This is a genomic window from Bacillus sp. NPDC094077, from assembly GCF_050279465.1.
Taxonomy (GTDB): Bacteria; Bacillota; Bacilli; order Bacillales; family Bacillaceae_G; genus Bacillus_A.
In genome coordinates this window covers 1-14,444 of the sequence record NZ_JBNNUF010000007.1, presented here as the reverse complement: position 1 = coordinate 14,444, position 14,444 = coordinate 1, and the positions used below count along the sequence as shown (strand labels likewise).

Annotated in this window: 8 protein-coding genes and 1 pseudogene; 6 read left to right on the top strand and 3 right to left on the bottom strand. The window is 34.7% G+C overall.

Annotated elements, in window-relative coordinates; genetic code table 11:
* The first annotated feature begins 37 nt into the window (after positions 1–37).
* Positions 38–1,057, top strand: coding sequence for a DUF916 and DUF3324 domain-containing protein (locus ACQKNR_RS17460; RefSeq protein ID WP_427319091.1), 1,020 nt, complete (start codon positions 38–40; stop codon positions 1,055–1,057).
* 358 nt (positions 1,058–1,415) lie between these two features.
* Positions 1,416–1,682, top strand: coding sequence for an ArsR/SmtB family transcription factor (locus ACQKNR_RS17455; protein ID WP_427319089.1), 267 nt, complete (start codon positions 1,416–1,418; stop codon positions 1,680–1,682).
* 198 nt (positions 1,683–1,880) lie between these two features.
* Here the strand turns inward: ACQKNR_RS17455 and ACQKNR_RS17450 are convergent, their stop codons facing one another.
* Entirely contained in the window at positions 1,881–2,312 is a 432-nt protein-coding gene (locus ACQKNR_RS17450; protein WP_427319087.1) for a VOC family protein, read from the bottom strand.
* Positions 2,313–2,674: 362 nt separating this feature from the next.
* On the opposite strand from ACQKNR_RS17450, the gene ACQKNR_RS17445 reads away from it, so the two are divergent.
* Positions 2,675–5,062 carry an immune inhibitor A domain-containing protein gene (locus ACQKNR_RS17445; protein WP_427319085.1) on the top strand — a complete coding sequence of 796 codons (2,388 nt, stop codon included), beginning with the start codon at positions 2,675–2,677 and terminating at the stop codon, positions 5,060–5,062.
* Positions 5,063–5,357: 295 nt separating this feature from the next.
* Here ACQKNR_RS17445 and ACQKNR_RS17440 read toward each other — a convergent pair whose 3' ends face one another.
* Together ACQKNR_RS17440 and ACQKNR_RS17435 are read right to left on the bottom strand one after the other, a co-directional pair.
* Entirely contained in the window at positions 5,358–6,188 is an 831-nt protein-coding gene (locus ACQKNR_RS17440) for a VanW family protein (RefSeq protein WP_427319083.1), read from the bottom strand.
* A 506-nt stretch (positions 6,189–6,694) separates the two neighbouring features.
* Positions 6,695–6,841 (bottom strand): annotated as a pseudogene (locus tag ACQKNR_RS17435) (IS6 family transposase); the annotation flags it as partial.
* A 206-nt stretch (positions 6,842–7,047) separates the two neighbouring features.
* On the opposite strand from ACQKNR_RS17435, the gene ACQKNR_RS17430 reads away from it, so the two are divergent.
* The 3 genes from ACQKNR_RS17430 to ACQKNR_RS17420 form a co-directional block, all read left to right on the top strand.
* Entirely contained in the window at positions 7,048–8,781 is a 1,734-nt protein-coding gene (locus tag ACQKNR_RS17430; protein WP_427319081.1) for an S-layer homology domain-containing protein, read from the top strand.
* 121 nt (positions 8,782–8,902) lie between these two features.
* On the top strand, positions 8,903–9,037 hold the full coding sequence (locus ACQKNR_RS17425) for a hypothetical protein (RefSeq protein ID WP_427319503.1): 135 nt from the start codon (positions 8,903–8,905) through the stop codon (positions 9,035–9,037).
* Between the two features lie 1,372 nt (positions 9,038–10,409).
* Positions 10,410–14,444, top strand: a 4,035-nt coding sequence (locus ACQKNR_RS17420) for a Cna B-type domain-containing protein (RefSeq protein WP_427319079.1), incomplete at its 3' end; no start/stop codon positions are given.

Below are 14,444 nucleotides of genomic sequence, written 5' to 3'. Positions count from 1 at the left end.
ACGGTTGTCCATTCTCGTTTTAGAAAGGGATAAACAGATGAATAAAATAAAAAAAATATTACTTTTTACTGTATGCATCTTAGGATTATTTGGAGTAAACGTAGAAGCGGCAGATATGAAATATTCAATAGAAGCGAATATTCCAGAGAATCAAATAGATAAGAATTTAACATATTTTGATTTGAAAATGGAACCAGGACAGAAACAGACGATTTCATTGACATTAAGAAACCATTCTGATAAAGTTTCCACTTTTACTATAGAACCTCATACGGCTGCTACGAATCGAAACGGGGTTATTGACTATAGTAAAAAGCTTGAGAAAAAAGATAGTAGTATGAAATATTCATTTGAAGAATTAATTACTGGCGAAACAAAACATACGCTACAACCAAATGAAGAGAAAAAAGTAGAATTTACGATTCAAATGCCAGAAGAAAGTTATGATGGGATCATTTTAGGTGGTTTCTATATTCATAAGCAAGCAGATAATGCTGATAAAGAAGAAGAAAAATCTGTTCAAATTAAAAACGATTATTCATATGTTATTGGCGCAAAGCTTACAGAAACTTCAAAAGAAGTAGAACCTAAGTTGAAATTAAATGAAGTCAAACCTAATTTAGAAAACTACCGTACTGTAGTAACAGCAAATTTACAAAATACAGAAGCTGTGATTGTTAGTGGATTGAATATAGATGCCAAGGTATATAAGAAAGGATCTAATAGTGTACTCCATGAAACGAAAAAAGATGGAATGTCGATGGCACCAAATTCCAACTTTGACTTTGCAATTAATTGGGACAATCAAGAACTAAAGCCTGGAAAATATCATTTGAAGCTAGCTGCGAATGATAAAATGGATCGCACTTGGGAATTTGAAAAGGATTTCGAAATTAAGGGAAAAGAATCTAAGTCCTTAAACAAAGATGCAGTTGAATTAAAAGATAATAATACAAAGTGGTACATTATTATAGGAGTCTGTGTATGTTTAATTGCAATCTTAGCAGTAACACTAATAGTTATGATGAAGAAAAGAAAAACTAATGACGTAGAGTAATAGATTTTCAAAAATTAGAAGTAAGTAAGCTATGAAATAGAGAAAAATAATTAATATAAAAACGTATTTATAATTTCAATGAACATACTAATATCAAGAATGTATGAAAAATACATTCTTGATATTTATGTGAGTGTAATAAAGAGAATATATAATGATACAAAGTGCTTTTCAATAAAATTAGTACTGTTTTATTTTATTAAAGTAAATAAGACAGGATTTGATGGTGCTTGCAATGTTTAAATATCATGTCGTTAGATATTTAAATATTTTCGGAAGGTATAAAATGGTAATTTAAAAATTCATTAATCGTAATTTAATATAAATTGAATGTAATGAATAAAAAGGAGAGGTTCATATGTCAATTTATGAAAAAAACGCAGATTTTTTAAAAATATTAGCTAATCCTACACGAATTAAAATTATAGAAGTACTAATTACAAGAGGAACATGTAACGTAAAGGAACTTGTAGATATCTTAAATATCCCCCAATCTACTGTTTCACAACATTTGGCAAAAATGAAATCTCAAAAAATAGTTACGAATAATAGGCAGGGGCTAGAGGTATATTATAGTGCTCAAAAATCAAAGGTAATCCCTATTGTAGAAATATTATTAGATTAAGACGGCTTCATGCCAACCCTTGTTTGAAGCCAATTCATCTCCTACCTATTCAATGGGCTGTGACCCTTCACGTTCCTTGGGGAAGGAGTCTTCTTGGCTAAAATGATAAACACAATAAAATAGCCGATACTCAATTTGAGTATCGGCTATTCTCCGTGTCGTAATATCTAATATTGCTTTCCTATCTTTGCAACATAATCATAACATATAGGATGCATATTCTAATTCATCTGGATTATCATATAACATAGAAATAAATTCTAATTTATTTCCATCACAGTCCAGAAAGTATACACTTGCAGCGGGCATCCATCTTTGGACAATTGGCTCTTGATTTCCTTTCTCCTGACTTCCCACCACTTCTATTCCACGTTCCTCTAACCACAATTTAGAAGTCCTTAAAAACTCTAAAACTACACCAAAAGCAAAGTGTTTCGTTTCAAAGTTTTCAATATTATGTACTTCCCATAGTCCGAGCATTTGTTTTTTATTTTCTCCTATCCAAAAGAAAGCCACTCTTCTTTTGGATAGTTTTCTTGCTAATGCTAATCCTAGCTTGTTTTGATAGAAATCAATCGCCTTTTCTAAATTTCTTACATTAATATGTGTTTCAAAGATCCCTTTAATCATCAGAAAAAACAACTCCAAAAGAACTAATCGGAGCAAATATCGCAGCTTATTGAAAAAACTTTTTCAATAATTTTCTGATAATTAAAAAGGTGATTAGAATATAAATAGAAAAGGAATCTAATAGGATTCCTTAGGTAGTGCTCATTTATTTACTGCCAAAATATAAGTGAATCGAGCAAGTATGACTATTACACGAATAATAGCAACGGGGTGGGCTGTTTGTATGTTGTATTTCCCCCTGTATAAAAAATATTTCTCAACATTTTATCTGTTGAAAAAGATTGAATATTCGTTATAATACGAATATTATGTTTCTATCGGCAAAAAAAACGAAAATTCGCAACAATAGGGGAGGAAATGCATTGAAAAAGAATAAGAAGTTAAAACCTTTATCAGTTTTAGCAACAGCAGCAGTATTAAGTAGTAGTTTTGCTTTTGGAAGTCATGCAGCGTATGCTGAGACACCAACATCATCTCTACCAATAGATGAGCATTTAATACCGGATGAGCGTTTGGCAGAAGCGCTAAAACAACGGGGCGTAATTGATCAATCGGCGTCACAAGCTGAGACGTCAAAGGCTGTCGAAAAATATGTTGAGAAAAAGAAAGGGGAAAACCCTGGGAAAGAAATCTTGACGGGAGATAGCCTTACGCAAGAAGCTTCTGATTTTATGAAAAAAGTAAAAGATGCAAAAATGAAGGAAAATGAACAGGCGCAGCAGCAGGCAGCAGGACCAGTAGCTGGACAAGATGCAGGGTTGAATCCTGGAAAATTAAATGGAAAAGTACCTACTACATCAGCAAGGCAAGCTGAATACAATGGGGCTGTTCGAAAAGATAAAGTACTTGTTTTACTCGTAGAATTTAGCGATTTTAAGCATAACAATATTGATCAAGAGCCAGGATACATGTATTCTAAGGACTTTAATCGTGAGCATTATCAAAAAATGTTATTTGGTGATGAACCATTTACGTTATTTGATGGATCGAAGATTAACACATTTAAACAATATTATGAAGAACAATCTGGCGGCAGCTATACAGTTGATGGAACTGTAACGGAATGGCTTACTGTTCCAGGAAAGGCTTCAGATTATGGTGCGGATGCAGGTACTGGTCATGATAACAAAGGTCCTTTAGGGCCACGCGATCTTGTGAAAGAAGCATTAAAAGCAGCGGTAGCAAAAGGGATCAATTTAGCAGACTATGATCAATTTGATCAATACGATCAAGATGGTGATGGAAATAAAAACGAGCCAGATGGCATTATTGATCATTTAATGGTTGTACATGCTGGCGTGGGTCAAGAAGCTGGCGGCGGTAAATTGAAAGATGATGCGATTTGGTCTCATCGTTCAAAACTTGGATCAAAACCATATGCGATTGATGGCACAAAATCTTCTGTTTCGAATTGGGGCGGAAAGATGGCTGCATACGATTATACAATCGAGCCTGAAGATGGAGCGGTTGGTGTGTTTGCGCATGAGTATGGTCATGATTTAGGCTTACCAGATGAGTATGATACAAAGTACTCCGGACAAGGTGAACCTATTGAGTCATGGTCTATTATGAGCGGCGGCAGCTGGGCTGGAAAAATTGCAGGAACAGAGCCAACAAGTTTCTCACCACAAAATAAAGAGTTTTTCCAAAAGAATATGAATGGTAACTGGGCGAATATCGTTGAGGTAGATTATGATAAACTTCGCACGGGAGTTGGTGTTGCAACATATTTAGATCAAAGTGTTACAAAATCAAAACGACCAGGAATCGTTCGTGTTAACTTGCCGGACAAAGATATAAAAAATATCGAAGCGGCATTTGGTAAGAAGTTTTATTACAGTACAAAAGGAAATGACATTCATACAACACTTGAGACACCAGTATTTGACTTAACAAATGCAAAAGATGCTAAGTTCGATTATAAGGCATTCTATGAACTTGAAGCGAAGTATGATTTCCTTGACGTAAATGCGATTGCAGAAGATGGAACGAAGACACGTATTGATAGAATTGGCGAAAAAGATGTAAAAGGCGGTATGGATACAACTGATGGTAAGTGGGTTGATAAATCATATGATTTAAGCCAATTCAAAGGGAAAAAAGTAAAACTACAATTTGAGTATTTAACAGATATTGCAGTAGCTTATAAAGGATTTGCGTTAGATAATGCTGCATTAACTGTAGATGGCAAAGTTGTTTTCTCGGATGATGCAGAAGGCCAACCAGCAATGACATTAAAAGGATTTACTGTATCTAACGGATTTGAACAGAAAAAACATAACTACTATGTGGAGTGGAGAAATTACGCTGGTTCTGACACGGCGTTACAACATGCGCGTGGCCCAGTATTTAATACAGGAATGGTTGTATGGTATGCGGATCAAAGCTTTACAGATAACTGGGTAGGTGTTCATCCAGGTGAAGGATTCTTAGGAGTAGTAGATTCTCATCCAGAGGCAATCGTAGGGACATTAAACGGACAACCGACTGTGAAGAGCAGTACGCGTTATCAAATTGCCGATGCGGCATTCTCATTTGATCAAACGCCAGCATGGAGAGTAGACTCGCCAACTCGCGGTATCTTTGACTATAAAGGCTTACCAGGAGTTGCAAAATTTGATGACTCTAAGCAGTACATCAACAGCGCGATTCCAGATGCAGGACGTAAGTTGCCGAAACTAGGATTAAAGTTTGAAGTAGTAGGCCAAGCTGAAGATAAGTCTGCAGGTGCAGTTTGGATTCATCGATAGAATAAGGGGAAACTAAGAGGAGCTGTCTCATAAGTCGGTGAAACCGACTTATGGACAGCTCTCTTCTTGTTGTGGAAACGGGGCAGTTTAGTTTAGGAACCAGTTCATTGGAAAGGAAGATATAAACTACATTTTCATTAAAAACGAGAAATGATATTGCTGGAGAATTGCCTATTCTTTTAAAGTGAAAGAGACTATAGTAAAAAAATATATAGACTATCAAATAGTAAGAGATAAGCGCATGTTACATATAATTACAAAATACTTATCAGATTTGATTGTAAGCAATGATAAGTCACTCACTTTCTTCATTATTATAAGCTAATAGTGGTTCGTACATCATTATAGCGTGATTCTCCGTTACATATTGGTCTTCTATAAACTGTTTTTGTTGATTATATACTCTACGCTGAATAACATTATGTCGTATATAACCACCCCAGTATGCAGATTGGATTGAGTGTTCTTTTTCATAAACCTCATATTGATAAAGCTGCGGATGGGCAACTCTCCATTCACCGACTAAATGCTTATCTGTAATATAAAGGTGAAGTTGATACGACTGGTCCGTTTCATTTTTGATTTGTAAATCCAAATAGTTATAAGAACAAGTCGCTCCACTTCCAAATGGTTGGGTCCGCTTGGAATCAGGAAAGACATCAAAACTATGACGATATCGCTCTGTTACTGTCAATGGTGTATGTAAGGTCATCCAATATATTAAATTTGAAAGCTGACAAAGCCCTCCTCCAATGCCTGCTTGAAAAGATCCATAGTGTAGTATCATACCTTCTACATACCCTTTTCTCCTCGTAGGTTTACCTATTAAACGCCAGTAAGAGAATGTTTCTCCCGGTCTAATGACGATACCATTTAGTTGTTTAATAGCAATCTTCAAATTAACAATTTTATTCTGTTGATACCACATATCTACATCTTTAAGCTTACGAAGTAGTATCGTTCGGTGCTGAATCGCTGTACAGGGTAGTTTTTCTTGTTGAAACGTTTTTGCATATGTTTTTCCGTCTGTTAACCACTGAATGTACCTCTTTGTAGAGTAATACCATGTCCCTAATAGAATGCGATACTTAGACCGCTGTTTAGGACGTAAGTTCACTAAATTCATTTTATTTCCTCTCTCCATCGTTTTCATATGTTACCATTTACGTAATTACGCTCCCGATCAATTGCCGTATGAATGCCTTTGGATTTACCTGAATTTTCCCACATAGAACTGTAATATTAATTGTCGCATTCTCTCGTTTTTTAACTACATTCTTATGTATCTCTCCATCAATAAGTTGTATGTTTTTTAGCTGCATAATAATTAACATAAATAGATAAAAGACGCAAAAAAAACAGCATAATTAATCTAATGGGGATTTTATTGTTTCATTTTTCGAATTGCTTATGGTTATGTGAAACTCCGCTTCAATACGATAAATTCAAATAAACACATTATAAATATAAAGGATAATCTTAAACAAAGAATAATGAAAATTAAAGAAATTCTAAAGTATTAGTATGTTTTTACTAAATATTGATTGATAATAAGTTATTTTTTGAGACTTTACTAGGTTCTGTTGCAAAGTTTATTAGTAAATAAAAAGTTAAGTTAATTACAATGAAAGACTATGCAACTCTTGGTGATTTCTGTAATTCATTGTGCGTCGAAAAACCGCAGTCTAGTCTCAGACTGCGGTTTCGTTTATATAAAGCGTAAACAGTTTCAATACATTTCAAGGTTCGTGAAGCATGACGAAGACTTTGAATTCCTGCTATAACAATTCGTTTTATATTTGTATATTCGCAAGTAAAATAGCATAATATCAATACAAAAAAATATAGTAATATGAGTTTTTGCATATTTTAAAATTTAGTATATCCTCCAAAAACTTTTAATTGTATAATGTGTTTTGTCATATTCTTTTAGATTTTTCGACAAAAAATAACAAAAAATAGAAGACGTATTGGGAGAAGGCATTATGTATACAAAACTATTAAAATCAATTACATCGTTATCACTAATAGGTGGTGCTTTATTATATACAAATGGCGGTGATGTGAAAGCTGCTGAAGCGGGCGTTTTTTCTGATGTGCCTACATCGCATTGGTCTTATCCTGCGATTAAAGATTTAGCGAGTAAAAATATTATTTCAGGTTATGGAAATGGAATATTCGGTTTTGGGGATGTTGCGACGAGGGAGCAAGTGGCAGCATTAATTTATCGTGTGCTAGTCCCAAATAAGCAAGGTGGTTCGTTTAGTAATGATGGAACTCGTTACGTATTGAAAGATGGCTCTACGTTTAAAAATCCTTACGGCGATATTAATCGAGATTCTACAATGTTTCCAGAAGAGGTATTAACTTTAACAAATCTAGGGGTTTTTAAAGGGGATGAAAATGGCCAATTTAGACCGAAAGCCTCAGTGAGTCGTGCGGAAATGGCACAAATTCTTACAAATGCTTTTCATCTTGCTGCTAAACAAAAACATACATTTAATGATGTTCCAAGTCCATTTTGGGCAGAAAATGCGATTAGTGCGGTGCAATCAAACGGAATCACAGATGGTACAGGCAACGGGAAATTTGAGCCATATGGAACAGTAACACGTGAACAATATGCGCAGTTTTTATATAAAACTTTGAAATATAAAAATGCTGATGTAAAGGATACAGGAGATGCAGCATTATTAACAGCGTTTAAAGACGAAGTACAAAAGCGTATTAATACATACGAAACGACTATTACACTTCCATATAAAACGAAAAATAGTAATACAAAAGAAGTGATGAATACACTTTTTAACGTATATAAAGAAGTCGCAAGTAAAAATGAGTATACAGATTATAATAGATCGAATGTTTCCTATTCAATTTCTGGATCGCCTGGAAATTACACATTTACGTTAAAGATTACGTATCGTGAAACGAAAGAACAAACCGAGTATGTCATGAAACAAGCGAAAGCGATTGTTTCCTCTATTATTCAAGCAGGAATGGATGATCATGAAAAAGTGAAGGCAATTCATGATTACGTAGTAAAACATGTTTCTTACGATACGTCGTATAAAGCCTACACAGCATATGAAGCACTTGTAAATCGTTCTGCCGTTTGCCAAGGTTATACTCTATTAACCTATCAATTATTAAAAGAAGCTGGAATTGAGAATCATTTTGTAACAGGAACTGGGGACGGACAACCTCATGCTTGGAATGTAGTGAAGATCGAAAACAAATGGTATCACCTTGATACAACATTTGATGATCCAGTTCCAGATGAACAAGGCCGCGTAACGTATTCATATTTCAACTTATCAGATGATCAAATTGTAAGAAATCATGAGTGGAACCGTGGGGACTATCCGCAAGCTACAACCAACTATTATAATACACTGACAAATAAAATTGCGGCAGGCGGTACGAAAACACCTGCATATCAGCAAATATTAAAAGATACAAAGTTAAACTATTTAGGAAATGAATACATCGCAAATAACTATAACGAATTAAAAAATAAAATACAGCAACGTTATAGTGCGAAGCCAGAAAAGATAGAAGTCCTTTACAAACAATCAATGAACGGCGCACTGCAAGATGTGAAAAAGGCAATTGGAGAAATCGGTTATCCGAAAGGGTCAAATCGAGTTTCGTATAAAGCGGAGCCTTATAATGCAAAAGAAGGGTATTCTTTGGTGACAATTACGTTTATGTATTGATAATAAAAAAGCATCTGTTTCAGATGCTTTTTTATTATTTTAGTTCGACATAATGTGACAAAGGAGCATAACTGCATCTGTTATGATAACTTTGGAAATTTTACATTTTGAAGGATTAGTAATGACAAAAAAGAAGATTTTTGCTGCGTTAATAGGAATTGTAGTTTTACTTGTAATTATTAATGTAGTTGTTACGAAAGGGAAAACGACATCAACTAGTGAAAAAATGTACAATTTTATTTTGAGAGTGTCATAAACTTCTTAAGTTGATGGAGATATAGGGGACCCCTACTAATTAATGGCCAGTATTGTTTCGTGAAAAATGTCGAAATTAAGAGAAAATTAAGTTTTTTTGTCTTGTTATACTTTATATTTAGTGCTAAACTCATAATACAAAGAAAGAGTAGCTGAAAAAATCTCCTTTAAACAGAATAGACTGAAAATTCAGTTTTACACCCATTTGATAGATATTTACGCTTACTACTCTTTCTTTGTTTTATTTTATATATTATATCGGGTATAGATAGCGAGGTGACTGAGATGTGATTAATTGGTAAAAGTAGAGTGTGAGTGTTCTGTTATTCTTATGACACCTTAATGACTTAAGTGCACATTTATTACAAATATTTGTAAAGGAAATTGAGGTCCATTATGCCGATCTAGCAATGTGAAGTTTGGTTTTATGCAAATAAAGAAATAAGCAACTACAATTAATTATGAATCTAGTCGTTATGCTGAGAATTTAATTGAAGGTTTGGTATAACGAGATATAACCATGAAGTTTATAAATCATGTAGATTGTGATTACAATTCTAAATTCATAAGCTGACACAAATTAGTTAACGTTACTGTTCATTCTTTTAAAAAGCATAGGACTACTTAATTATAAAACCAGGAAATGATATATAGGAGGTACATGAATAAACAAAACTGTTTGTGGTTTTTACTAAATGAATCAAAATTTAGGCAGAGGTTTAGCACAAGCACTTAAGGATGATATTTCGGTGTATGTAGGAGGGAGTATAAAATTAAAAGTTTATCCCAAATGAGGTATTAATTTATGTTTGGTTTTTTTAATTACAAAATCAGTTACAAAAGTTACAGAAGCTATTTTTGGTATCTAAATAGTTTTATATTATGGATGAGAGCATGGGGGTAATGCCTGTAGGAGGGGGCAAAAGGTTCTGGTAAATAAAATAATGAATCAATAAGAAGGTGCTATCAAATTGGTACATACTGATGCTATGAATCTGAAAATAATAGAAAGTAGTATGAATAAACTGATAGCATTGAATTGAAAACATTATTAATCAGAAATTTATGCTATCCATAAGATGGCAGATATGATACACGCTTTCAAGATTTGATAGGGATGATGATATACGTAACCTCAATAGTTACAATAATATCAATAACTATTAAATTTGTAAATAGTAAACTTAGTAAAATTAATGTTAGATTAAAGAATTGAAGCTTATTGGAGGGGAGAGAAATCGTTTATAGAAATCTATTTTCAAGTTTTTTAGTTTATAACAGTTGAAAGAAACGGAATGCCATCAGCCTATTAAGTCATTGTCATTGTATATTCATATTAGAATCCATCTAATTATAATTTATAGGAGAATGACATGATAAAAAGAATAACTTCGATTTTTTCGATTATAATGATTTTTATATTTACTATAGGTCAGAGTTTCACATCTATAATAGCAAGTGCACAGGAGTTAAATACAATAGGATTTGTTGATAGTTTTGCAATCGATAAAACGACGCTTAATTCCGGAGAAACAACAAGAATAGCAGTACAGTTTAGTGATAAATCTGGGAATCAAATGAAAGCTGGGGATACACTAACATTAACGTTACCTTCGGAATTGAAAGGATATAGTGGAACGATTCCATTAAATAATGATGCAGGTGTTAATTTTGGTACTTGTCAAATAAAGACAACTAATGTCGTATGTACATTTAGTGATACAGTTGAGAAACTTCAAAATATTAGAGGGAATTTTTATTTCCAAGTTAAAGCAGTTGATGTTGCACAGGGACAAACGGTAACAACTGAAACGAATTTAGGTACACAGCTAGAAAAGAAAACGGTAACGATTATCGGCCCGACTGGTGGTGGTGGATCTTCACCGTTTTCGTACAAAACAGGTGAGATTAAACCAGAAAACACTGATGAAATACAATGGGTTTTAAATGTAAATACGTCAAAACAAAATGTAGATAGTGATATTGTTTTGACTGATACTTTACAAGAGGGGCAAACGCTTAATCAAGATAGTCTCCGTATTGGAGGGTTTGCTAGCCCTATGACACCACAAGAATTCCAAGCACTGGGTTATGGAACGGTTACGTTTATTGGTGATAACGGATTTAATGCTGTTATTAATAAGGATAAAGCCAATGGTCTTACTTTTGTTTTTGAATATAAAGCAAATATAACTGATAGTGGAAAGAAACTAGAAGAATTTTATAATAATTATACCGTAAACTACAAGGTTATGGGTGAAGAGCAAGTATCTAAATCAGAGAGTGCCAATGTTAAAAATATAGATTTGGGTGGTGGTGCTCAAGGTGATTTACCACCAAAAGGAACGTTACGAATCGTAAAACACATTGCTGGAGATGAAACAAAGTTCATACCGAATGCGTCATTTAAATTGTACACAGAGTCAGGTCAGCAAATTGGCGATACGTATACAACGGATGCACAAGGTATGGTCGAAGTTCCTAATCTAGATCCAGGAAATTATTATGTACAAGAAATTTCAGCACCAAACTACTTGGATTTCAATCCACAAGCAAAAGTGCCTTTTACAATTGATGCGAATGCTCAAAAAGGTGTAAAGCTTATGATTCCAAATAAAGTGAAGATGACATCTGTTTCAGGAACGAAAACTTGGAATGACAACAATGCAACAGATCGTCCAAGCTCAATCCAAGTAGAGTTACTGCAAAATGGAAACGTAATTCAAACACGAGACGTAACAGCAGCGAATAACTGGAACTATACGTTTGGAGATTTACCTGCATATGATAACGATGGTAATGCTTATACGTATACAGTAAAAGAGCAACCGGTAGCGGGATACAAATCCGAAGTAAAAGGTTATGATATCACAAATACAAAAGTAGCTAAGATGACAGTAGAAGGAACGAAGACGTGGAAAGACGGTAATGCAACCAACCGTCCGGCAACGATCAAAGTAGACTTACTACAAAATGGAAATGTAATCGAAACACATGATGTAACAGCGGCAAATGGTTGGAAATATACATTTACAAATTTAGAATCATATGATGCGAGCGGTGTTTCTTATACGTATACAGTAAAAGAACAACTGGTGGATGGATATAAATCTGAAGTTCACGGTTATGACATTACAAATACAAAAGTAGCGCAAACAACAGTAGAAGGAACGAAAACGTGGAAGGACGGAAACGCAACAAATCGTCCAACAACAATCAAAGTAGACTTACTACAAAACGGTCAGGTCATCAATACACAAGAAGTAAGTGAAGCAACAGGCTGGAAATATGGATTCAAAGATCTAGCGGCATATGATACCGAAGGAAATGCGTACAAGTATGAAGTAAAAGAACAACCGGTAGATGGATATAAATCCGAAGTAAAAGGTTATGACATTACAAATACAAAAGTAGCGCAAACAACAGTAGAAGGAACGAAAACGTGGAAGGACGGAAACGCAACAAATCGTCCAACAACAATCAAAGTAGACTTACTACAAAACGGTCAGGTCATCAATACACAAGAAGTAAGTGAAGCAACAGGCTGGAAATATGGATTCAAAGATCTAGCGGCATATGATGCCGAAGGAAATGCGTATAAGTATGAAGTAAAAGAACAACCAGTGGATGGATATAAATCCGAGGTAAAAGGTTATGACATTACAAATACAAAAGTAGCACAAACAACAGTAGAAGGAACGAAGACTTGGAAAGACGGAAATGCAACAAATCGTCCAACAACAATTAAAGTAGACTTACTACAAAATGGCCAAGTAGTTGCGACGCAAGAAGTAAGTGAAGCAACAGGCTGGAAATATGGATTCAAAGATTTAGCGGCATATGATGCCGAAGGCAATGCATACAAGTATGAAGTAAAAGAACAACCAGTAGATGGATATAAATCCGAAGTAAAAGGTTATGACATTACAAATACAAAAGTAGCGCAAACAACAGTAGAAGGAACGAAAACGTGGAAGGACGGAAATGCAACAAATCGTCCAACAACAATTAAAGTAGACTTACTACAAAATGGTCAGGTCATCAATACACAAGAAGCAAGTGAAGCAACAAGCTGGAAATATGGATTCAAAGATCTAGCGGCATATGATGCCGAAGGAAATGCGTACAAGTATGAAGTAAAAGAACAACCGATAGATGGATATAAATCCGAAGTAAAAGGTTATGACATTACAAATACAAAAGTAGCGCAAACAACAGTAGAAGGAACGAAAACGTGGAAGGACGGAAACGCAACAAATCGTCCGACAACAATCAAAGTAGACTTACTACAAAATGGCCAAGTAGTTGCGACGCAAGAAGTAAGTGAAGCAACAGGCTGGAAATATGGATTCAAAGACTTAGCGGCATATGATGCCGAAGGCAATGCATACAAGTATGAAGTAAAAGAACAACCAGTAGATGGATATAAATCCGAAGTAAAAGGTTATGACATTACAAATACAAAAGTAGCGCAAACAACAGTAGAAGGGACGAAAACGTGGAAGGACGGAAACGCGACAAATCGTCCGACAACAATCAAAGTAGACTTACTACAAAATGGCCAAGTAGTTGCGACGCAAGAAGTAAGTGAAGCAACAAGCTGGAAATATGGATTCAAAGACTTAGCGGCATATGATGCCGAAGGCAATGCATACAAGTATGAAGTAAAAGAACAACCAGTAGATGGATATAAATCCGAAGTAAAAGGTTATGACATCGCAAATACAAAAGTAGGCGAAACAAAAGTAGAAGGAACAAAAACGTGGAACGATAATAACGCAATAGATCGTCCAATCTCGATTAAAGTAGACTTACTCCAAAACGATAAAGTAGTAGATACAAAAGAAGTAACAGCGGCAACAAATTGGAAGTACACGTTTGAAAAGCTCCAAGCATACGATGCAAACGGAGTAGCGTACAAGTATGAAGTGAAGGAACAACCGGTAGCTGGATATGAATCCAAAGTAAAAGGTTATGACATCACAAATACAAAAGTAGGCGAAACAAAAGTAGAAGGAACGAAAACGTGGAAAGATGATAATGCGAAAGATCGTCCGGAAATGATTAAAGTAGACCTTTTACAAAATGGTACAGTGATTGCTACGCAAGAAGTAAGCAAAGCAACAGGCTGGAAATACGAATTCAAAGATTTAGCAGCATATGATGCAGAAGGTAAGGCATACAAGTATGAAGTGAAAGAACAAGCAGTACCAGGATATGAATCCAAAGTAAATGGTACTGACATCACAAATACAAAAGTAGGCGAAACAAAAGTAGAAGGAACGAAAACATGGAAAGACGATAACGCGAAAAATCGTCCGGAAATGATCAAAGTAGATCTTTTACAAAACGGTAAAGTAGTAGATACAAAAGAAGTAGCAGCAGCAAGTGAATGGAAGTACACGTTT